The sequence below is a fragment of the Neptuniibacter marinus genome (assembly GCF_001597725.1).
GTDB classification, from domain to species: domain Bacteria; phylum Pseudomonadota; class Gammaproteobacteria; order Pseudomonadales; family Balneatricaceae; genus Neptuniibacter; species Neptuniibacter marinus.
In genome coordinates, this window is record NZ_LUTR01000013.1 from 56,613 (window position 1) to 78,330 (window position 21,718).

A 21,718-nucleotide genomic window follows, 5' to 3' on the forward strand; every position below is an offset into this window, starting at 1 on the left:
TTTAGCTTATTAAGATAATCGTAAAGGTAAAATAAAAATGATAAAAGTCAGTGTGATGTACCCAAATAGTTCAGATGCGAAGTTTGACATGGATTACTACAATTCAACCCATGCACAGCTTGTATTAGATCGTTTAGGCGATACGCTAAAGAGCTTTACAGTTGATGCTGGTATCGCCGGTGGAGCACCAGGTGAGGCCGCTGGGTTTATTGCTATGGGTCATCTGGTGTATGAGTCTGTTGATGCGTTTGAAGCATCATTTGGCCCTCATGCGGAAGAGTTGCTAGGCGATATTCCTAATTTTACTAATGTGCAGCCTCAGGTTCAGATTAGTGAAATTAAGCGTTAATTAATCTATACATTAACGCTTTTCTTGTATAAGCCTGAGCTGAACATAAATGTTCAATCAGGCTTTTTTAAAAGAGTAGCTCAGAGTTTAATCGTAAAGTGTTTAAATACTTTCTCTTCTATCTCCCAAACCCCAGTAAAGCCAGCTTCAATAACAAAAGAGTCTCCAGGCGATAGCGTTACGCTCTCTCCACCATCGGGTGTTATTGTTACTTTACCTTCAATAAGATGGATATATTCCCAGCTTTTGTATTCCGCTCGGTAGCTACCTTCTGTTGCTTCCCAACATCCCGCAATCATACTGCCATCTTCTGATGTGTATTCGATCCAGGTTTTCATGGTAGGTGTGCCAGATATTTTTTCCCAGCCTTCTAAATCTGTATCAATAGAGGTCACTGTTTTATCGATAATCTTTTTTATGTAGCTCATTGTGTGATTCTCATAAATTGTAAGTGTTGGAGAATGTTTTTACTGTCTGTTACGAGTCCTGCTATTTAGCCCGCTTTTTTTACTTCCATGGTCTCTGATAGATAGGCCTCTAATGAATCATCTAAAGCGTCAATCCATGGTGTATGGTGTGGAGGAGACATAGTGCCGGTCATCAATGAGCGGTATGAGTGATCACGGAAAGTCATGATGTTTTCTTTCTTATGGTGTTTCCATTCGAGGAAGGTCTGTCGAACACCTTCAATGTCGAAGGTTGGGTAATCGGTTGCTTCGATCAGTTCTAGGATGTAATCCCCTTGGAAAGTGAACATATCTTCAGCTGTTTCTTGAAGGAGTTCCCTTTCGCGCCACTCCATTGAGTTTTTGGTCATCTCCTCTTTGGATGGCAGAGGGATTCTGCTCATAATAATGTCGCGGACATACCAGGCCTGAGCATCAAACATATTGAATGTGTACCACTGATCTTGCATGCCGAGGTAGAACATCTGCGGATTATTTTCCCAGACAACACCTTTATAGAGATCTAAAGGCCATAGGCGATTGTCTGTTTTAAGGCGAAGGTCTTCAGGTAAAAATGGGAAATGGTGGAGGTAGCCGGTGCATAGAATAATAGCGTCGATCTTGTCTGAACTGCCGTCTTCAAAGTAAGCGGTGTCTGTATCAACATGAAGGAGATTGGATTTCTCTTCCCAATTTTCAGGCCATTTATAACCCATAGGGTTTGTTCTATAGCAGCTAATGAGTTTTTTTGCGCCGTATTTATAGCATTGTGAGCCGATATCCTCAGCGGAGTAGCTACTACCCACAAGGAGGATTGTTTTATCTTTAAACTCTAAGGCGTCACGGAAGTCGTGAGCATGGAGTATACGCCCGCCAAATTTCTGGAACCCTTCAAATTCAGGCACTCGAGGTGTAGAAAAATGGCCCGAGGCACAGATCACATAATCAAACTCTTCGGTATAAACTTCATCGGCATTATGGTCATGTACTGTGATAGAGAAAGTCGAAGTATCAGAGTTAAAGATAACGTCGCGTACAGGGGTATTAAAGCGGATGTAATCACGTACCCCAGCTTTTTCTACACGGCCTTTAATGTAATCCCACAAGACCTCACGAGGAGGGTAGGATGCGATCGCTTTACCGAAATGTTCTTCAAAGCTGTAATCTGCAAATTCTAAACACTCTTTAGGTCCGTTAGACCATAAGTAGCGATACATGCTGCCATGTACAGGCTCACCATTTTCGTCGAGCCCTGTCCTCCAAGTGTAGTTCCAAAGGCCGCCCCAATCGCTTTGTTTTTCAAAACAAACGATATCTGGAATCTCGGCTCCTTTTGCTTGTGCAGATTGGAAGGCTCTAAGTTGTGCTAGCCCACTTGGGCCTGCACCGATAATGGCAATGCGTTTAGTCATAAGTTTCTCCATGAAACGTCAGAATCAATGAGGAGGCTGTTGTTGATACAGCGTTATGATCTAAATTAATCAGCTTTTGGGGTTTGGAACATTCCCTTCTATGGGTAATCAAAAAGGGGTAAGGCGGTAGATATAAGTTGTCATCAGGGGTTTTGGGACTGTTGTTTTGTGTTTATTTAAACTGGAATACAAAGCCCTCTACGCCTAGTATCATGCCGCTTTCAGAATAGAGTCCGCGTCCTTTTTCTTTGACAGTGATGCACTTACCGTTTGCTTGGTTTAAACGATATTGCAGCTCAAAAACCTGTTGGGTTTGTAGACAAAACTGTACTTGATTCCACACATAACCTGCATCCTCTTCGTGGATTAATTCGCCATAGGATATTTGTGGTTGGTTGATAAGCTCTTCAGAGCTAAGGCCTGTGAGTTCTTTGCAGCCGCTACTCACATATTCCATGCTCCAACTGGTGTTATTTCGAGAACGGTAAAGCATGGCAGGTAAACGGTTTACTAAGCTTTGCAAACTTCGGTGGCTGGCGTTACGTATCTGTTCGTTACGGATCTGAGGAGTAATGTCACAAAGGGTTGCACTGAGTGGGTAATGTTCATTAGGTCTCAGTTGTTGCACTCTCATTTCGCACCAATGAATATTGCCATCGGCGCTAATGATCCGGAACCAAACGAGCTCACTTCCATGGCTATTGAAAACTTTACGAATAATGTCGTTCCAGATTTTTACATCTTCAGGGTGAAGGAAGTCTGTAAACAGTAAATTATGGGAGCTGCTGGCGGCGACGCCGGTGATTTTTTCCCAGCAGGTATTTACTAGAGATATGCGGTGGTTTTGATCGATGATCATAACTACATCGCCAAGGCTGTTGAATAAGGTCTCATGAAGATTGCTGTCATCAAGATTAAAGCTGTTGTCCCTATTAAAAACAGATTGAGGCCATTTTAGTAAGTTCATGGGATTAATCCTTATCCAGATCAAAATGCTCTTTCGCGTTATTTGTATGGGCCCAGGCTGCTAACTCTAAACGTGAATGAAGGTTTAGTTTTCTTAATAGGTTTTTTACGTAGACTTTGACGGTGCCATCACTGATACCTAATTCTCGGGCGATCAACTTGTTATTAAGTCCTTGGGCAATATAGGACAAAGTTTCTAGTTCGCGCTCGGTCATTTCCGAAAAGATGGCATCCGCTTGATTAACCTCTGTTTCGTGAGTTTCGCGTAGCTGGTGGGCTAAAGAGGTTACCGCGTCTTCGTTGAGGGCGGTCTGGCCATTGAGAACATTGACTAAATGTTTAATGATTTCATCGGGTGGGGTATCTTTTTGTAGATATCCATTTGCACCACTTTTCAAGGCGGAAAAAAGCTGATCATGATCGCTACAGGCGGTTAAGATAATAATTTTTAGTTGATCATCTGTTTTGCGGATGAGCTGTAATATATCTAGACCGCTGGTTTCAGGCATTTGTAAATCAAGCAATAGAATATCTGGATAAAGGTCATCCAATTGTTCTAAAAGGTCGGTTGCGCCATCAAACTCGGCAATAACATTAAATTGCTCGCTGTCATTTAGTAGCTCTACTACCCCCCGCCGAAACAAAGGGTGGTCATCTACTACAATCACTGAGTGTGTGGGATTACTCATGGTTATCTCCAATCTTCAATGTGAGTATGACCTGTGTTCCTTGGTTGGGATGGGGTTGGATAAGGAGTCGTGCATCAATTCGTTCTGCTCGTTCATGCATGATTTTTAAGCCAAAGCTGTCGTTACGTGCGTTTTTGGTATCTAAACCTATACCGTTATCTTCTATAAATATCTCTATGTGCGTACTTAATGTTTCTTTAATGACAATACGTGCGTGGCTGGCGTGTGAGTGCCTGACGATGTTGGAGAGGCACTCTCTAACGATATAAATCAGCTGCATAGATTGTTTAGGGCTTGTGATATTTTTCTTTAGCCGGTTGTCGTATTCAAAAACAATAGCTGATTGCTGTTCAAATTCTGATACAGAATCGGAAATCGCCTGGGTTAAATTATCGCCCTTCATTGATAAACGTGATGAGGTGATTAATTCTCGTGTTTGACGGTAGGCATAATGGGTATAAGCCGCCAGATCTTCTGTGACGGGCTTTAATCCATGGTAGGCACTGCTTTGGCAGAGGCTATCTAGCTTAGCGCTTTTAATTCTTAAATAACCGAGTACTTGTGCTAGAGAGTCATGTAGTTCCGCTGCATGGATGGCACGTTCTGATGTAACCGCTTTACTTATCTTTTTCTCTTGCTGCGCCCATGCTGAAAAGCCTTTTTTTAAAGCGTTTTCTACGGCAGTGAGCTTCCAGCGGACCTGGTTAGCGCTAGGTACTTTATTGGGGAAGATAGCTAATAGCCAAATATTCATCTCTTTACTTTCAGTTAATTTATAACCATAGAGAGGTTCGGGAAAACAGTGGTTAGATAGGGCATCTAGATAGAGTGTGTCGTGGATTAAATCATTGTGCCCATTAGTAAAAAAACGATGTAACGCATGCAGTATTTTACTGTGTGGGGTGCTATCAGATGGATGGTGGACAAAGGTTTCTGCGGTACTCGGTGAACTGAATACTATCTTTAGGCGGCACTGCTCATCGGCTGAAAAGCTTTGGCTTAGTTGTGCTTCAAGCTTCTTTAATAAGGGAGGTAAGGTTTGATTGATTTCGTCAGTTGTTGCTATATCAAAAGCAATATCGCCTAGGGAAAACAGATTCTCACTTACAGGGTTGGAGGGTTGGCTGGGGCTTTCAGTGTAAGCGTTAAAAAATTGTTCTAGCCATGTTTTGATGTTTATCGCCATATGTCCTCCCCTTTATTTCAATTGTTTGTGTTGAGGTCGCTTTCCCCACTCTCTGGTTAAGCAGTATTTATGCCACGTGAATGCCTGTTACCGCAATTACCCCCAATGGAGTATGCCTTCAAGAGGATTGTTTGAATTCTATTGATAGTAAATATTTATAACCACTGGGAATTATAAAAAAGACAACATTCGATTGAGATATGTGTGCACTAGAGTCGACCTTTAATAGACCCAGCGCACCAATCTTGAACTTTAAAAGACGGTTTTAGTAAGGGCGTGGAGATGTCAGTAAATCAGAAAAATGATCTGCCGGATGCTTGCTATCTTAATATGCAAAATGACAATAGCGTTCGATTATTTCGTGTTGAGGCCCATCAAGCCATCCGATTAGATCTGAAAAGGGGCGATCATTTTCAGATTTTTAGCCAAGATGGTGAGCAACTGGCGGAACTGATTGTGCGGGATCGTCGAGGCTCGTCTGCAAATCACCTTTTAGCAACAGCCTTAGGTTTAGATGGGGTTAGTGGCTTACCTGCTGAGGGTATCAATGCTCAAATTGCTGAGAATAAATTGGCAGGGCAGGCGTTACAGGCGCAACTCAAGGGTTGGGGTATTAATGATTACCATCTATCTCAGGTGATCTCCGTTGGAGCCGCAAGAGTAGGGGAGGGGCAAAACACGATTCCCGAACCTACCTACTTTGAGGCCTTAGATGATATCAATATTATCGTTGCAGCCGCTGGTTTATCTATGCCGATAGAGGGCCATGTACCGGTTACTGAGTTAGAAGTTAAAGTTAATTATTTAGATGCATCAGCAGCATTACTTCCTGAACCTTTGGCACCATCTCAATTGGAACTGCGTATTCCCCGTGCAAGTGCACGTGTCTATGAAGTTAAAGCGGGAGAGTGGATCCAAATTATTGATGTTGAGGGTAAGCAGTGTTCAGATTTTTTAGCTTTTGATAAAGCGGCGTTAGAGCAAGGAGAAGAGTTAGCTCTTGATGCTGTTGCGACTCGTACCCTGTTAGGTCTGAGTAATCCTCAACCAGGTATCCATTCCCGTTTTTTAGGGGCCGATATGCAATCAATGGTCGAGGTGGTACAAGATACCGTTGGTCGCCACGATAGTTTTTTAATGGCCTGTAATCCGAAATATTATGAAGATAGCGGTTATTTTGGACACATTAGCTGTAGTGATAATTTCAACCGTGTATTGGCTCCATATAAGGTTAAGCCTCGTCCAGCTTGGCCTGCAATAAACTTCTTTTTTAATACCCATGTTGAACCGTGCGGATCGGTATCAATGGATGAGCCTTGGTCTCGAGCCGGAGATTACGTATTGCTACGTGCTACCCGTGATCTGATCTGTGCATCATCAGCTTGCCCCGATGATATTGACCCGGCTAACGGTTGGCAGCCTACTGATATTCATGTGCGAATTTACTCCGCTGATAATCATTTCCCTCGTTCTATCGCTTACCGGACCTCTCCTCAGGAGCTACCACGTATGACTAAAACAACAGGCTTTCACAGTCGTGTTTCTGCACTGACTAAACAGATGACTGAGTACCGTGGGTACTGGGTTGCTTCGGAGTATGAGGGATGGGGGGCTCAAGCTGAATATTTAGCCTGTCGGGAACGGGTAGCTGTAATTGATTTAACGCCTCTTAGAAAGTTTGAGGTGACAGGGCCAGATGCTGAAGCCTTTTTACAATTTGCTTTAACACGAAATGTTAGGCGCTTAGCTATTGGTGAGATCGCGTACTCTGCTATCTGCCATGAAACGGGTGGAATGATTGATGATGGCACTATCTTTCGTATGGGTGAACAAGCCTTTAGATGGGTTTGTGGCGATCCTTACACCGGCTTGTGGTTAAAGAATCAAGCGCAAGAGCAGGGTTATAAAGTAAGCGTTAGGAATTCTACTGACCAGTTACATAATATCGCAGTTCAAGGCCCGAAAAGTCGTGAGTTATTGAGCCAGATTATTTGGGCGCCTGAATGTCAACCGAGTATGGATACCCTGGCGTGGTTTCATTTCATGATTGGTCGATTAGGTGGGCCCGATGGCATCCCTGTAATGGTGTCCCGCACAGGTTATACCGGTGAATTAGGGTTTGAGGTTTGGTGTCACCCGGATGATGCCGAAGCAGTTTGGGATCAAGTATGGGAGACAGGTCAGCCATACAAAATTGCACCTTTAGGTTTTGACGCTTTAGATATGTTGCGTATTGAAGCGGGTTTGATTTTCGCTGATCACGAGTTTTGTCCTGAAACTAACCCTTATGAAGCGGGTATAGGTTTTACCGTACCAATGAAAACTAAAGCGGAGAATTTTATTGGCCGTGAGGCGATGGCCCGTCAAACACCAGAAAGTCGACAACGCTTAGTTGGCTTGGTACTGCAAGGGAATGAGCCGGTGGCTCATGGGGATCTTATCTATCACGGTCGTTTTCCTGTCGGCGTAGTGACCAGCGCTACTACATCGCCCTTATTAAGCAAACAGATCGCACTTTGTCGCGTTGCGCCAGATTTTGCAGCACCTGAAACACTTTTAGAGGTCGGCAAGTTAGATGGCCTCCAGAAACGGCTGCCCGGAGAGGTAGTTGGACTTCCTTTTTATGATCCCGAACGAACGCGTGTTCGTTCATAAATTCACATTATTTGAAAACGTATTTTAACCAATTGAGGTATTTAACATGTCTACAGCGATGACTTACTACCAGCAAGCAATTAAAACAGAACTCCCTAGCATGGAAGTACCGGGTAGTAATGGTTTTATTGGCGATATAGCGGTGTCTAATGATAAGGATAAAACCATTGTCGGCGGTTTTTTCCGTATGGAAAAGTCAGATGAGCCTTTAGTTTATGAATACACATATCACGAGATGAAAATTATCGTTGAGGGTGAAATGATCATTACCGATCAAGAGGGAACGACAGTGCATGCGAAGGTGGGTGATGTACTTTATTTCCCTAAAGGTAGCGTAATTACCTTCCAGTCTCCCAACTACGGCATTGGTTTCTTCTGTGGTCAGCGTAAAGAAGGAGAGGCTTAGTATTTTTATCTTCCTATTTTTGAATCATCTTGAAGCGCGTTGAATTAAAAGTGATCAATTCTAGTGCTTCTTATTTATGTCTAATATCGGAATTTATTTTTAAGTTATTGAAATTAAATGAAATAATTAAGTCAGGCATAGAATATGCATTTCCTGATAGGAAATAAAATTTACTGAAGAGTAAGTTTATCTCCTTCGTTATTTAAGGGATTAAGCAGGTTAACGAAGGTGATTGGATAGGCTTAACGGTAGGGGGACATACCGTTAAACCTATCAAATTACAGAATTGTATAACCTAATATGGGGGTCTTATGGACCAGGTCGAAACTGCTCAGAAAATTGCAGAATTGCAAAACCTGATAGAGATGTCCGGCACAATCAATATGGAAGTATTTTATTGGTGGTGTACCGGTTTAATGGTAATTATCCATGCGGGCTTTTTAGCCTACGAGATGGGTGCTTCCCGATTAAAAAATGCCCTGGCTTCAGGTGTTAAAAACATATTGGCATTTGCCTTTATTATCCCTACTTTCTTTTTCTTTGGCTGGTGGATCTATTTGGCCATGTACAATGGCTTTACGCCAGACTTTCAGGCGGGGGCTGGTGGACTTCCTTGGTCGAGCAGCATGGGGCCTAACTTAGCAGATAATGCGAGTGGTATTTTCTGGGGAGCATTTGTATTGTTTGCAGCGACGACTGCTTCAATCTTCTCCGGTGCTGTGATTGAACGTATCCGTATGAGCTCGTTCATTATACTGGCCATTATTCTTGGCTCTGTTGTATGGATTTTGGCGGCATCTTGGGGATGGCATCCACAAGGCTGGTTAACCGTTGATTGGGGTTTCCATGACTTCGGTGCAGCAGGTGCAGTTCATATGGTCGCAGGGTTCTTTGCTCTAGGTGTAACCATTAACTTGGGTGCACGTATTGGACGCTTTGCGCCTGATGGCACGCCACTGGCAATTACAGGTCACAGTGTACCGATGAGTATTATCGGTCTGATGTTGATTATTGTTGGCTTCTTCGGTTTCCTTGGCGGCTGTATTATCTATACAACCGGCGGTCAGTGGACGACTATCTTCGGTACGCCAACAACGTTGTCATCTATTAGCTTCAATACACTAATGGCTTTCTCGGGCGGTATTATCGGATCTTACGTGATCACACGTCAGCCATTCTGGATGATGTCTGGTGCACTAGCAGGTATCTTCTCTGCTGCGCCAGGTTTAGATCTGTACTATCCTCCATTAGCATTCTTGATGGGTATTACTGGCGGTATTGCTGCGCCTCTAGCTGATAAATTCCTAACTAATAAATTTAAGATTGATGATGCTGTAGGCGCCTTTGCTGTGCATGGTGTCGGTGGTCTTATCGGTATTGTTGGTTTAGGTATTTTCAGCGGCTTCCCTAATGTTATTGAAGGTGCACCTGCGATTAGTTTCATGGGTCAGCTTAAGAGCGCATTAGTGATGGCTTCTCTAGGGTTTATCCCAGGTTTTGGTTTGTCATATGTGATGGCCAAAATGGGAGCTTTACGAGTACCACCAAAAGCAGAAGAAGCAGGTTTGGATTTAGTCGAAGTTCCATTAGCGGCTTATCCAGAATCAGTGCCTGCAACAGCACAAGAGACTACACCTACTAACACTTCAACGGTTACTGTTTAAGGAGATTTATTATGAATGTAAGTCCTATTACGTCGTGGGAAGGTGCTGAAGCAGTCTTTACTTTCGCTGATAGCCCAACAGCCATTATGGTTATACTTTCACTATCTATTGCGGTAACTTTGGGAACAATTATCGCTTCAGTTAAACATGAGAACGATACTTATATAGATTATAAGTGACCTTGTATGACTGACTAGGATTGTTGATTCAGTCCTAGTAATAAGACATCTTAGCAAGATGGTTGCAAGAAATAGCGCCCGCTTTGTGGGCGTTATTTTGTTATGACTGGAGGGTAGATAACAGATGAGTTATTCGATTTCTGCTGGAGGCAACCATTGGGTGTTTCCTGATCTGAAGACAGTAATGGCCAAAGCTAGCCCTGATCGTTCAGGTGATCGTTTAGCTGGCGTTGCGGCTCAAACATCACAGGAACGAGTAGCTGCACAAATGGTATTAGCTGACCTTCCGCTGAAAACCTTCCTCACTGAAGCTCTCATTCCTTATGAAAAGGATGAAGTAACCCGCCTGATAATTGATAAGCATGATCAGAACGCCTTCCGGCCTATCTCCTCTTTCACAGTGGGTGATTTTCGTAATTGGTTGCTATCTGATTTAGCGGATACGACCCAGTTAAAAAATATATCTTTAGGTTTAACGCCTGAGATGGTTGCCGCTGTATCGAAAATTATGCGGATTCAGGATCTTATTCTCGTCGCTAAGAAATGCTCAAATCCTACAGCTTTTCGCAATAGGATTGGTTTACCTCAGCGATTATCTACACGTTTACAACCTAATCATCCGACGGATGATCCTACAGGCGTGGCGGCCAGTGTACTTGATGGGCTTTTATATGGCAGTGGTGATGCGGTTATTGGAATAAACCCTGCTACTGACAATATAAGTTCAGTTATCACGTTGATGAAGCTATTGGATGATATTATTCAACGATATGATATCCCTACTCAATCTTGTGTATTAACTCACGTAACAACCCATTTAGAAGCGATTAATCGCGGCGCTCCTGTTGATCTGGTTTTTCAATCGATTGCGGGAACTGAAAAAGCTAATAAAAGTTTTGGTATAGATTTAGCTGTCCTCAAAGAGGCACATTCTGCGGCCCTGAGCCTAAACCGTGGCAGTTGTGGTGACAATGTTATGTATTTTGAGACGGGGCAAGGGAGCGCTCTATCGGCGGATGCTCATTTTGGTTTAGATCAGCAAACCTGTGAAACCCGCGCTTATGCAGTGGCTCGTGAGTTTTCGCCACTGTTGGTAAATACGGTGGTCGGGTTTATCGGGCCTGAATATCTTTATAACGGTAAGCAGATTATTAGAGCGGGTTTAGAAGATCATTTTTGTGGCAAGTTGTTGGGTTTACCTATGGGCTGCGATATCTGTTACACCAATCATGCGGAAGCGGATCAAGATGATATGGATATGCTGCTGACGCAATTAGGTGCAGCAGGCGTAAACTTTATTATGGGTATTCCCGGTTCCGATGACATTATGCTTAATTATCAAACCACTTCGTTCCATGATGCCCTGTATATTCGTAAAATATTAGGTTTAAGACCAAGTCCTGAGTTTGAGCACTGGTTGATAAAAATGGGCATAACGACTGAGCAAGGGCTGTTGTTAGATGGTTTACCTGCAGCATTTTCGCACCTACAAGCGCGTATTGGAGGTTGATATGGCCGACTCTAAATTATCATCTAATGGTTTATCCAATAAGTTGTCTGAGGGATATTTAACCGAGAATGATTGGGCTGGGTTAAAACGTTATACCGATGCTCGGATCGCTTTAGGTCGTGCCGGAACGAGCATCCCCACTCAAGCGATGCTCTCCTTCCAGATGGATCATGGGAACGCGAGAGATGCGGTTCACCTTCCTTTAGATATAGATAAATTGTGTAGTGAATTGCAGGAGCAAGCGGTTACGCCGATTTTACTTAAAAGTCGGGCGCAAGGGCGAACTGAGTATTTACAACGGCCTGATTTAGGGCGTCGGTTGAGCGTAGCTTCTGCGGCTACCTTAACGTCTATCGCCGAGACTATTGAGCCATCGATGCAGGCTTGTATTACTATTGTTGATGGCTTGTCATCGTTTGCGATTCAGTCCCATGCCGCTAACTTTTTTAAGCAGATTAGTTTACGACTTAAAGAGGAGGGCATTACGCAAATGCCCCCTTGTCTTGTCGAGCAGGGACGGGTCGCTGTTGGTGATGAGATTGGCGACATTCTCAATGCTCAGTTAATGATTTTGTTGGTAGGTGAACGACCTGGATTAAGCTCTCCCGATAGTCTCGGTGTTTACTTCACCTATAAGCCTAAACTAGGTTTTTCTGATGCCAATCGAAACTGTATTTCAAATATCCGGCCCGCTGGTATGTCTTATGAAGCAGCGGCTGATAAGCTTATCTGGCTCATTAAACAGTCTTTACAGCTTGATTATTCTGGGGTCGAGTTAAAAGATCAGTCTGATTCTATTGAATCTCTTGAAGAGCCAAAATTAGGTAATTTCTTACTCGATTAGAGAGGAAACCGGATTCAGAGAATCCGGTTTGTTTGATGACTAGAAAGCTCAACGGCGATGGCCTTAGATGTGGGGGTTCTACTGTCGACACCATAGCTATCTAATGGCACTAATGGATTAGTTTCAGGGTAATAAGCTGCAATATTACCGGCAGGTATACTATAACCTACCAGTTTGAACCCTTTTATCTCTCGGGTACGACCGTCATCCCAAAGACTCTTAATATCGACTAGCTGCCCCTCTGTAAATCCAAGGCGTTGAATATCTGCTGGGTTGATAAACAGTACATCCCTTTCACCTTTAATACCTCTATAGCGATCGTTCATTCCGTAAATAGTGGTGTTATATTGATCGTGGGATCGAAGGGTTTGTAAGACTAAGACTTTCTCATGTAAAAGTTTGGCTGACTTATCCGGTAAGATACTGTCCGGAAGAGGGTGGCTGTGAATAATCGCTTTGCCCCCTTGAGTTACCCAATTTCTGTCTCTTGCTGTGTTGCCTAAATAGAACCCTCCGGGTTGTTCAATTTTGCTATTGAATTCGGAGAAACCGGGAATGGTTTGAGCGATTAATTCCCGTATAGCACTGTAGTCCTCAACTACCTTCAACCAATCAATAGGTTTGTTGCCTAACACGGCATTCGCTATACCTGCGATGATGGCCGGTTCTGAGCGCATCTCTGTCGAACTGGGTTCAAGTACGCCGGTTGAGGCGTGCACCATGCTAAAGGAGTCTTCAACGGTTATCTTTTGAGGGCCTTTTGCTTGTTGATCTATATCGGTTCGGCCAAGGCAGGGCAGAATAAGTGCATCTTTGCCGGTAATGAGATGCGAGCGATTTAGCTTAGTGCTGATCTGTACGGTTAAATCACATTGGCTTAGGGCGTGCTCTGTTACTGCCGTATCAGGAGAGGCTGCAGCGAAGTTACCACCTAAGCCGATAAATACTTTACAGCCGCCTGACTGCATAGCCTCAATCGCTTCGACTGCGGAATGGCCGTGTTGGCGAGGCATAGGTATTTTAAATTGTGTTTCTAATGTGTCTAAAAACTGATCTGATGGGCGCTCGTTAATCCCCATGGTTCGATCGCCTTGTACATTACTATGCCCTCGAACAGGACAGAGGCCCGCGCCAGGACGGCCAATATTGCCTCCTAATGCCATCCAGTTTATAAGCTCATGGAGTGTGGCAACTGAGTGATGATGTTGCGTTAAACCCATAGCCCAAGTGCTAATGACCTTATCCGCTTCAATGTAGATGCTAGCAGCTTTATCAATTTCGTCTCGTGTAAGACCTGACTGATCAAGAATCTTTTCCCAAGGTGTCTCTTTAACCGTTTGTAAGTACTCATCCATTCCTTGGGTATGTTCATTAATAAAGGCCTGATCAAGGAGTGTGCCTAGCTTGCTTGCAGAACTTAATTTGAGGATTGATTTAGTCATGCCTCGAATCGCTGCCATATCACCCCCAATTTTGGGTGATAGGTAGAGGGAGTTCATCGTTGTGGCGTTATTGGTGAGCATCTCTACAGGGTTTTGCGGGTGTTGAAATTTTTCTAGTCCACGCTCTTTGAGTGGATTAAAAATCACAATTTTAGCACCACGTTTGATTGCACTACGCAATGTATCCAGCATACGAGGATGATTAGTGCCGGGGTTTTGGCCAAAGACAAAAATTGTGTCGGCCTCTTCGAAATCTTCCAAGGTAACAGTGCCTTTACCTATGCCAATACTACTTGTAAGGGCAAAACCACTTGCCTCATGGCACATATTGGAACAATCAGGGAAGTTATTGGTACCAAAGCTTCGACCAAAAAGTTGGTATAGGTAAGCTGCTTCATTACTGGCACGTCCCGAGGTATAGAGCTCAAGCTGATCGGGGTGGTCAAGATGTTTGAGATGTTCAGCTATTAATCCATAAGCCTCATCCCAGCTAATGGGCTGATATTTATCACTCTCTTTGTTGTAACGCATTGGGTGCGTCAAACGCCCTTGATACTCAAGGTAGTAATTGCTCTGCTCCTTTAGCCAACTCAGTGTGTATTGGTTGAAAAAGTCAGCACCGACCTGTTTAGAGGTGGCTTCCCAGTTGACCGCCTTTGCACCGTTTTCACAAAACTTTATTTTGTTGGGTGTTTTTTCTTCTCCCCATGCACAGCCGGGGCAATCAAAACCATCACTTTGATTGGTATTGAGTAGTGATTTAATGTTTTTAACTGCATTTTTGCTGCCTAACAAATGGCGTGTTGTGCTTTCTAATGCTCCCCACCCCCCAGCAGGGGCCTTATAAGCAGGCGATGTGGAAATGTCAGTATTGTTATCGCTCATGAATGGAATCCTTTAGCTTATAGAATAGGTGGCTGGGAAAAGGTTTTTAATTCGCCCTTACGGGTGATTTGAATAAGATTGAGGTTGTAGTGGTGCGCCATTTGAGTCGCTAAATGGCTCGGGCTGGATATATGGATCAGTGTAGATAGCTTTGCTTTAACCGCTTTTTGAATAAGTTCTACACTGCAGCGGCTGCTCATTAGAATACTGAAGCCATTTAGTTGGATGTTGTTTTTTAGTGCGAAACCAATGGTCTTGTCCAGCGCGTTATGCCTACCAATATCTTCATGACATGTTACAACTTCACCTTCTGGGGAGAGCAACAATGCTGCATGTACCCCTTTTAATTTCTGTAGACTAAACAGCGTATTAGGAAGGTGAAGTAGCTGCTTTTTTGGTGGTAAAGCAGAATGCGGAAGGCTGTTTAGATCAGGGATCGCTACGTCGAGAGCTGCTGTTCCGCAAATACCACAGCCGGTTAATCCTTGTCTAAAACTATGCTGTTTTTTATAGCGTATCGACTGTCTTGGACTAATTTTAATAGCTATGTTGTAGGCGGGCAGCTGAAACCCCTCTCCTTGTTGCAGAGCGACGTTATGCTGGTAAATATCGAGATCTCGAAGATCCGAATAATGATCAATAATACCTTCACTAAATGCAAAGCCGATTGCGAAATACTCAAGGTCGATGGGAGTCAACATCATTACCGCGTGAGAAATATCATTGACTGATATGGCGACGGGGATCTCCTGCGCCAGATCGCTTGCAGTATCGGGGTGTTCAATGTTGAGTATGTTTGCGGAGTTATGTGGGCTAGATTCCATAAGCCAAAAATAGATTTGTCTGTTTCATATAATATATACATGAATCATAGCGAATGGGGTAGTAATTTAACAGTGGTAAATATGTTTTCCCAATAAGAAATTAAAAAAATTATATCTACTTATGAGTGTAATTCCGACTGGGCTGAATTACTGTCGCTGATAAGAAGGCGGCTTTAGTGCTACAAGTCGCCCACCTTCTGTGGCTGAAGCTATCAAATTAAGCTTTTAACGTTATTGTTCTAAGCGTCGGACATCTACAGATACGCTTAGTTGATGGCTATTGCCACCATCAAATATAACGCCTTTAAGTGGCGTGACATCAGAATAATCGCGTCCCCATGCCGTTGTAATATGCTGCTCTTTTGGTATGTCGTCATTAGTTGGATCGAATTCGAACCATCCTTCGCCGGGGGAATAAATAGCAAACCATGCATGGGATGCGTCGGCACCAACTAGTTTTTCTTGGCCAGGCGGAGGTAGCGTTTCAAGATAGCCACTAACGTAACGTGCGGGGTAGCCTAACGCCCGTAAACAGCCAATCGCTATATGTGCGAAATCTTGGCAAACACCACTTTTTCGTTGTAGCACTTCATCTAAAGGGGTGGCTACCGTTGTGGAGCTTGGATCGTATTTGAAGTCGTTAAATATTTTCGTAGTGAGCGCGCGAGCAGCAGATAAAAGAGGTATATCATCTTGGAAAAGTGCCTCAGCGTACGCTTTTAAGGCAGTGTTTGGGCGGATCATCGGTGAATCTAAGATATATTCTTTAGCTTGAATGGTATCGGGATCTTGGTTGTACATAAGCATTTCACGCGCCGCTTTACAGCTGATACCGAGTTCTAGTGCAAATGCGGCGCGTTCATTTTGGCTATTAATCTCAGTGGTGACATCGATGACGAGCTTCGTATGGGGCTTTTGCAACGAGAAGTAAACATAGTGATTGCCAAAGTAATCACTATGTTGTGCCATGTAATTGGGTTTAGGTGTAATAACTACATTACTCGGTGCGCAGTTTTGCTCCAATGTATCCCGTGGTAGTAGATGGGCTTGGTTGTAACACAGAGACACAGGGCTATGATATTTATACTCGGTAATATGTCTGATTTTATAGATCATATGGAGATAATCTCTTGTGTTTCTGCTAATTGTTGAGGCCCTGCACTGTGGTCAAAGTACTGTTCGCTAAGAAGGGTAGAAAACTCTTCTACTTGCGCACGTACTTCATTTAATAGGTTATCTAGTGCGATCCGTTTTTTACTTTGTGAGTCCACTTTGGCTAGGTTATCTAAATCAGCCAGTTGGATGCCATTAAGTGATTTAATAATCGCTTTCTGGGCAGGATTTAAGCCTGGTTTTTGCGGTGAAACCGCTTGAGGGAGTTCCTCAAAGTGAGCCTGTAGGCGCTTAATTTGAAAAAATACTGAACGTGGATTGGTTTCATCTAGCATTAATAACTCTAATCCGTGCGCTATATCATTATAGGTTCTATAGCGGCGTCTAAAGGTGATTAATGCTTCGACACTAAGCAATACTGCTTCAAGCATTTGGGGTTGATCAGTCTGTGCTAATTCAGGTGTTAGTAACGATTGGATTAAGCGTGATGTTTGCAGTGAGCGTTCGACACGTCGCCCGATCTCTTGAAATTTCCAGCCTATCCCTCTAAGCATACTTTCATGGCTGAGCCCTGATAAGGCGAGGAGCGTTGTTACTAATGGGTCGAGCGTTTCTTCAGGTGCTGAGGGCATGCCACCTACATAAGCACGTTCTAAATCATACAGATTATCACGTAGATCGTTGACGATGCGGTGCGTATCCGCCGAAAGCATTTCTTTGACTTCTTCAGAACAGGTCAAGACAGAGAGTAAACATGATTTGATGCTGTCGGGACGCTGTGTATCTAAGATGAGGTTAATTAATTCCTGATCTTGGTTAAGGAGTGCGGGGCTTCCTGTAAAGCCAGGTAAACAGTTTGTTTGTTTTGATAGTGCCTGCAATAGGAGCTTTTTACTAGCTTCTGGTAAGGGGTCTATACTGTTTAACTGCATAAACACGGTGCGAATCAACCGTATGGTTGATTCTGCCCGTTCTGCATATCGACCTAACCAGAATAAATTTTCAACGACACGGCTGGGTAGATTGGATTCTTGTGCAATACTTCGGTCTTCGACCAGTGATAATTGTTTTTCCGGTTCAGAGGCTAATATCCAAGTATCTTTGCTTTGTGAACCTACCTGATTTGATACAAAACTATCCTGCCCTGAAAGCCCGACACGGGTGAGTCCACCAGACATAACCGCATAGGTGCTTTCAGTTGCAACGGTAAATGTGCGGAAGATTGACGGGCGTGTTTTTAGTTGTTGCTCTTGCCAAGCGGGAATATAAGAAGGTGAGATATAACTTTGGGCAACAAAGTTATAGGGGGCTTTCTCAATACGCGCGAGCACGTTTTTTTTGTCGGACTCAGATAGAGTATGGCCGTGTATACTGGGGCTTTTCGCTTGGCGCATGGCAGGCTTGATGATAAGAGAATCAATATTGTCTTTGATATACAGCATATCCTGTGGGTCGCCGCACCACCAGGTGTCCACTGATGGTAGTTTTAGATTATGCCCGAAAAAGTGTTGGCTGATAGCCGGCAGAAATTTTAGCAGCGCAGGGGTTTCTAAAATACCTGATCCCAGTGGATTACTAACGACTACATTCCCAGCTCGAACAACCTCGACAAGGCCAGGAATACCTAAATATGAATCTGATTTAAGCTCGACCGGATCACAGTAAATATCGTCTACACGGCGTAGAATAACATCGACTTTACGAAGGCCATTGAGCGATTTTAGCCAGACATGACCATCTCTAACAGTTAAGTCGCTGCCTTGAACAAGGGGATAGCCTAAGTAGTTTGATAAATGGGTATGCTCGAAATAGGTTTCACTATAAGCACCGGGACTCAGAATTACAATTTGTGGGTCATCGCCGGGGGTGGGTGAAAGTGAACTTAACGTTGCGCGAAGTGATTGAAAAAAGAGCGCTAAACGATGTACTTGACTGTCGCGAAAAAGGCTCGGTATCACACGTGAAAGAACAGTTCTGTTTTCTAGCGCATAACCTGCACCACTAGGAGCTTGGGTACGATCACCAATGATGATCATATTGCCATCAGGCCCGCGAGTCATATCGGTAGCGTGCAGTATTAAACTGTGCTCCCCAGGCATTGTAATACCTTTACATTGACGCAGAAAACCTGGATGGCTATAGATAATCTCTGGAGGAATAATCCCTTGTCTGATGAGTTCCTGAGGGCCATAAATATCTTTTAGAACTAAATTGAGGAGTTCTGCTCGCTCTATTAAACCTTGTTCAATTAGGCTCCATTCATCACTAGAGATTAACATAGGAATAGGATCAAGTTCCCATGTGTTCTTACCTAAAGGATCACTAATGAGATTATAGGTTGCACCGTCATCACGCAGAATACGTGATGCTTTTTGATAACGGTCTTGTAAACCTGAAGAGCCAAGTGCATTGATACTATCAAGTAGATATTCCCAGTGCGCACGAGGCAGGCCTAACTTATCATAAGCTTCGTTGTAATGCCCATCAGGCGAAAAAGACCAATGGAAATTTTGGTCTTGATTGCCCTGAGTTTGCGTTTGCGTCTGCTTGCTTTGCACTGGTTTGCTCTTTAATTAACAAATTCGGGCTCATTATAGCTGTTCTTCAATGATAAAGGGCTATGCCTGACGAGCAAACTGGTATTCTTTTTGAGTTACCTTTTTTAATGGAAGGTTTTCTTCTTGATGATCGCCCATGTTAAAGGCAAACCAATTAGTCATTAATGCATTGTTTAAATCAGAAATATTAATCTGTAATTGATTTAGGTAGTCACGAAACTTCTCATCCAGAGGGTTTCCATTGGCAAGAGAGTAATGGAGTTTTTTCAATGTTTTTATCTCTTGTAGAATCGGTTTTGAGCGGGGTAACTTTTTAGCCGCAGACTCTAACTCATTAATACAAAAATGGATGGTTCTTGGAAAGTACTCATCTTCTAATAAAAAGCGCGCTACTTTCTTAGATACAATGGCTGTACGAACACTTCTTCGATAGTTCATATAGCCACTGAGTGAGCGCAAGACATTTCCCCAAACGACTTGGCTAAGATTAATGCGGGTTCCTTCATTAGGCTGGAGCATAATTGATACGCCCGCATCGAGAATACGGGTTGTCATATCTGCTCTTTCAAGGTTACGACCGAGGGTCATAAATTGCCAAGAGGCATCGCGGCTCATCGCTCCTTCGAAAAGGCCATTAATCTCTTGGCACCTTTGAATAATGCTGTTTAGAAATTTATGGCGATCCGTACGGTTGATTCCTTGGCGGATATGGTTACGTGCATATAGATCTAATTCATTGATGAGCTCCCATGTGTCTTGTGGAAGTACATCACGGGTTGTGCGGATATTTTCTTTCGCTTGCTTCAATGACGATAGCATAGAGCTTGGGTTGGTATCGTCAGCTAATAAGAACTTAACAACGTTATGCTCTGTCTGCACTTTATAGCGATCAGAGAAAGTATCAATACAGCTATTGATTTTTATCAGGTTAAACCAGCTAATATTGGTGTCACGAGGAAGGTCAAATAAAAGGTTATCATAAACCCCAACGAGTCGAGCTGTATTTTCTACACGCTCTAGGTAGCGCGCACTCCAATAAATTCTTTCAGCAACACGAGATAGCATAATTATTTATCCTCTGTATCGACAATCCAAGTATCTTTACTGCCACCACCTTGCGATGAGTTGACAACCAATGAGCCTTTTTTCATGGCGACGCGGGTTAAACCACCGGTTGTGACATATGTGTTTTTTCCTTGAAGAATAAAAGGGCGTAGGTCTAAATGTCTTGGCTCCATGGTGTTAGAGCTAATTAATGTTGGAGCTGTGGATAAACTTAGCGTAGGTTGGGCAATATAGTTGCGTGGATTTTCTTGAATTAACTCAGCAAAGGTTGCTTGCTCTTTTTTAGTCGAGTGAGGTCCAATGAGCATCCCATACCCGCCAGATTCATTGGCGGGCTTAATTACCAGTTCATCTAGGTGCTCTAAAACGTAAGCTCTTTGCTCTGGATCTTCACAGAGGAACGTTTCTACATTAGGCAATATTGGCTTCTCATTGAGGTAATACTCAATAATTTTAGGTACATAGGCATAAATGACTTTGTCATCGGCTACGCCCGCGCCGGGTGCATTAGCCAGTGCAACATTGCCCGCTTTCCAAGCCCTCATCATGCCGGGAACACCTAAAACTGATTCTTTATCAAATACTTCTGGGTCGATAAAAAGATCATCAATACGACGATAAATTACATCGACTCTTTCAGGGCCGGAGATGGTTTTCATATAAACACAATCATCATCGTCCACAAATAGATCGCTGCCTTCAACGAGCTCGACCCCCATCTTTTGTGCGAGAAAAGCATGTTCAAAGTAAGCAGAGTTAAAAATACCGGGTGTGAGGACAACAATTTCAGGTTCTTCTATCTCTCGAGGTGAGAGAGATAGCAGCATATCAAAGAGTTGTTCAGGGTAATCATCTAATGGCAGTATATTCTCTTTTTCAAACATCTCAGGCAAAATGCGCTTAGTGATTGCCCTGTTTTCAAGCATATATGAAACACCTGAAGGTACTCGGAGGTTATCTTCTAAAACATAAAATTGACCGTCAGCATCTCTGACTAGGTCGGTTCCACATATGTGCGCCCATACGCCATGTGCAGGGTTCACACCGACGCATTCAGGCCGAAAGTTTTTTGACTCTTTGATGATATGTTCAGGAATGATGCCATCTTTAATCACATTTTGATCGTGATAGAGATCATCAATAAACATATTAAGGGCTTTTAAACGCTGTTTTAAGCCATCTGCAGTTGTTTTCCATAAAGGGGCAGGAATGGTGCGAGGAATGATATCAAAAGGCCAAGCTCTATCTATATTTCCTTCTTCGGTATAAACGGTAAATGAAATCCCCATTTCTTGAATTGTCACATCAGCCATTTGGCGGCGTCTATCAAGATCTTTTTCGTCCATTTCGGAGATATGTTTCACTAATTTATCTGCGGAATCTCTAGCACGTCCTGTGGGGGTGATGAGTTCGTCATAATGCTGCTTAGATTGATAATTATCCCAAATCATACCTATACCCAGATTATTGATCTTAATATTGAGCGCTATCGAACGTTAAATACGCACTAATTTATACTGATCGC

General features: G+C 43.3%; 18 protein-coding genes. 7 read left to right on the forward strand and 11 right to left on the reverse strand.

The window, feature by feature from the left end; all coding sequences use genetic code 11:
* The first annotated feature begins 37 nt into the window (after positions 1-37).
* Positions 38-349, forward strand: a complete 312-nt coding sequence (locus A3774_RS10290) for an EthD family reductase (protein WP_067866897.1) — start codon at positions 38-40, stop codon at positions 347-349.
* 80 nt (positions 350-429) lie between these two features.
* Here the strand turns inward: A3774_RS10290 and A3774_RS10295 are convergent, their stop codons facing one another.
* From A3774_RS10295 to A3774_RS10315, 5 genes are all read right to left on the reverse strand, one after another.
* A complete protein-coding gene (locus A3774_RS10295; protein WP_067866898.1) occupies positions 430-777 on the reverse strand; it encodes a cupin domain-containing protein in 348 nt (115 codons plus the stop codon).
* A 65-nt stretch (positions 778-842) separates the two neighbouring features.
* A complete protein-coding gene (locus tag A3774_RS10300; protein ID WP_067866901.1) occupies positions 843-2,207 on the reverse strand; it encodes an NAD(P)-binding domain-containing protein in 1,365 nt (454 codons plus the stop codon).
* A gap of 172 nt (positions 2,208-2,379) precedes the next feature.
* A complete protein-coding gene (locus A3774_RS10305; RefSeq protein WP_067866903.1) occupies positions 2,380-3,174 on the reverse strand; it encodes a PAS domain-containing protein in 795 nt (264 codons plus the stop codon).
* Positions 3,175-3,178: 4 nt separating this feature from the next.
* The gene (locus tag A3774_RS10310; protein WP_067866904.1) at positions 3,179-3,862 is read right to left on the reverse strand and encodes a response regulator; all 684 of its coding nucleotides are present in this window, start codon (positions 3,860-3,862) and stop codon (positions 3,179-3,181) included.
* Entirely contained in the window at positions 3,855-5,048 is a 1,194-nt protein-coding gene (locus A3774_RS10315; protein ID WP_067866906.1) for a sensor histidine kinase, read from the reverse strand. Before A3774_RS10315 ends, A3774_RS10310 begins: the two co-directional genes overlap by 8 nt.
* 282 nt (positions 5,049-5,330) lie before the next feature.
* Between A3774_RS10315 and A3774_RS10320 the strand changes: the two genes are divergently transcribed.
* From A3774_RS10320 to eutC, 6 genes are all read left to right on the forward strand, one after another.
* Entirely contained in the window at positions 5,331-7,703 is a 2,373-nt protein-coding gene (locus A3774_RS10320) for a DUF1989 domain-containing protein (RefSeq protein WP_082792412.1), read from the forward strand.
* Positions 7,704-7,749: 46 nt separating this feature from the next.
* Entirely contained in the window at positions 7,750-8,109 is a 360-nt protein-coding gene (locus A3774_RS10325; RefSeq protein WP_067866908.1) for a cupin domain-containing protein, read from the forward strand.
* A gap of 311 nt (positions 8,110-8,420) precedes the next feature.
* Positions 8,421-9,773 carry an ammonium transporter gene (locus A3774_RS10330; protein ID WP_067866910.1) on the forward strand — a complete coding sequence of 451 codons (1,353 nt, stop codon included), beginning with the start codon at positions 8,421-8,423 and terminating at the stop codon, positions 9,771-9,773.
* Positions 9,774-9,784: 11 nt separating this feature from the next.
* Positions 9,785-9,952 (forward strand): hypothetical protein, encoded by a 168-nt coding sequence (locus A3774_RS16815; RefSeq protein WP_197468053.1) that lies wholly within the window; start codon positions 9,785-9,787, stop codon positions 9,950-9,952.
* A gap of 124 nt (positions 9,953-10,076) precedes the next feature.
* A complete protein-coding gene (locus A3774_RS10335; RefSeq protein ID WP_067866911.1) occupies positions 10,077-11,462 on the forward strand; it encodes an ethanolamine ammonia-lyase subunit EutB in 1,386 nt (461 codons plus the stop codon).
* 1 nt (position 11,463) lies between these two features.
* Complete coding sequence (gene eutC, locus A3774_RS10340) at positions 11,464-12,306, forward strand: ethanolamine ammonia-lyase subunit EutC (protein WP_067866913.1); 843 nt, start codon at positions 11,464-11,466, stop codon at positions 12,304-12,306.
* A 14-nt stretch (positions 12,307-12,320) separates the two neighbouring features.
* Here the strand turns inward: eutC and A3774_RS10345 are convergent, their stop codons facing one another.
* The 6 genes from A3774_RS10345 to A3774_RS10370 all read right to left on the reverse strand — a co-directional run bounded on the left by A3774_RS10345 (position 12,321) and on the right by A3774_RS10370 (position 21,644).
* Positions 12,321-14,633: an FdhF/YdeP family oxidoreductase gene (locus A3774_RS10345; RefSeq protein WP_067866915.1), complete on the reverse strand. Its 2,313-nt coding sequence runs from the start codon at positions 14,631-14,633 to the stop codon at positions 12,321-12,323.
* 17 nt (positions 14,634-14,650) lie between these two features.
* A complete protein-coding gene (fdhD, locus tag A3774_RS10350; protein WP_067866917.1) occupies positions 14,651-15,457 on the reverse strand; it encodes a formate dehydrogenase accessory sulfurtransferase FdhD in 807 nt (268 codons plus the stop codon).
* Between the two features lie 231 nt (positions 15,458-15,688).
* Positions 15,689-16,573, reverse strand: a complete 885-nt coding sequence (locus A3774_RS10355; RefSeq protein ID WP_067866919.1) for a transglutaminase family protein — start codon at positions 16,571-16,573, stop codon at positions 15,689-15,691.
* Positions 16,570-19,128, reverse strand: a complete 2,559-nt coding sequence (locus A3774_RS10360) for a circularly permuted type 2 ATP-grasp protein (RefSeq protein WP_067866921.1) — start codon at positions 19,126-19,128, stop codon at positions 16,570-16,572. Before A3774_RS10360 ends, A3774_RS10355 begins: the two co-directional genes overlap by 4 nt.
* A gap of 60 nt (positions 19,129-19,188) precedes the next feature.
* Positions 19,189-20,193 (reverse strand): alpha-E domain-containing protein, encoded by a 1,005-nt coding sequence (locus A3774_RS10365; protein WP_075107953.1) that lies wholly within the window; start codon positions 20,191-20,193, stop codon positions 19,189-19,191.
* 2 nt (positions 20,194-20,195) lie between these two features.
* Positions 20,196-21,644 carry a circularly permuted type 2 ATP-grasp protein gene (locus tag A3774_RS10370; protein WP_197468054.1) on the reverse strand — a complete coding sequence of 483 codons (1,449 nt, stop codon included), beginning with the start codon at positions 21,642-21,644 and terminating at the stop codon, positions 20,196-20,198.
* Positions 21,645-21,718: the final 74 nt, after the last annotated feature.

What these genes read in the sequence shown, in the direction of transcription:
- A3774_RS10290 (WP_067866897.1), top strand. Translation starts at nt 38, where the DNA reads ATGATAAAAGTCAGTGTGATGTACCCAAATAGTTCAGATGCGAAGTTT.
- A3774_RS10370 (WP_197468054.1), bottom strand. Translation starts at nt 21,644, where the DNA reads ATGATTTGGGATAATTATCAATCTAAGCAGCATTATGACGAACTCATC.
- A3774_RS10320 (WP_082792412.1), top strand. Translation starts at nt 5,331, where the DNA reads ATGTCAGTAAATCAGAAAAATGATCTGCCGGATGCTTGCTATCTTAAT.
- A3774_RS10335 (WP_067866911.1), top strand. Translation starts at nt 10,077, where the DNA reads ATGAGTTATTCGATTTCTGCTGGAGGCAACCATTGGGTGTTTCCTGAT.
- A3774_RS10305 (WP_067866903.1), bottom strand. Translation starts at nt 3,174, where the DNA reads ATGAACTTACTAAAATGGCCTCAATCTGTTTTTAATAGGGACAACAGC.
- A3774_RS10310 (WP_067866904.1), bottom strand. Translation starts at nt 3,862, where the DNA reads ATGAGTAATCCCACACACTCAGTGATTGTAGTAGATGACCACCCTTTG.
- fdhD (WP_067866917.1), bottom strand. Translation starts at nt 15,457, where the DNA reads ATGGAATCTAGCCCACATAACTCCGCAAACATACTCAACATTGAACAC.
- A3774_RS10295 (WP_067866898.1), bottom strand. Translation starts at nt 777, where the DNA reads ATGAGCTACATAAAAAAGATTATCGATAAAACAGTGACCTCTATTGAT.
- A3774_RS10365 (WP_075107953.1), bottom strand. Translation starts at nt 20,193, where the DNA reads ATGCTATCTCGTGTTGCTGAAAGAATTTATTGGAGTGCGCGCTACCTA.
- A3774_RS10330 (WP_067866910.1), top strand. Translation starts at nt 8,421, where the DNA reads ATGGACCAGGTCGAAACTGCTCAGAAAATTGCAGAATTGCAAAACCTG.
- A3774_RS10355 (WP_067866919.1), bottom strand. Translation starts at nt 16,573, where the DNA reads ATGATCTATAAAATCAGACATATTACCGAGTATAAATATCATAGCCCT.
- A3774_RS16815 (WP_197468053.1), top strand. Translation starts at nt 9,785, where the DNA reads ATGAATGTAAGTCCTATTACGTCGTGGGAAGGTGCTGAAGCAGTCTTT.
- A3774_RS10315 (WP_067866906.1), bottom strand. Translation starts at nt 5,048, where the DNA reads ATGGCGATAAACATCAAAACATGGCTAGAACAATTTTTTAACGCTTAC.
- eutC (WP_067866913.1), top strand. Translation starts at nt 11,464, where the DNA reads ATGGCCGACTCTAAATTATCATCTAATGGTTTATCCAATAAGTTGTCT.
- A3774_RS10300 (WP_067866901.1), bottom strand. Translation starts at nt 2,207, where the DNA reads ATGACTAAACGCATTGCCATTATCGGTGCAGGCCCAAGTGGGCTAGCA.
- A3774_RS10325 (WP_067866908.1), top strand. Translation starts at nt 7,750, where the DNA reads ATGTCTACAGCGATGACTTACTACCAGCAAGCAATTAAAACAGAACTC.
- A3774_RS10345 (WP_067866915.1), bottom strand. Translation starts at nt 14,633, where the DNA reads ATGAGCGATAACAATACTGACATTTCCACATCGCCTGCTTATAAGGCC.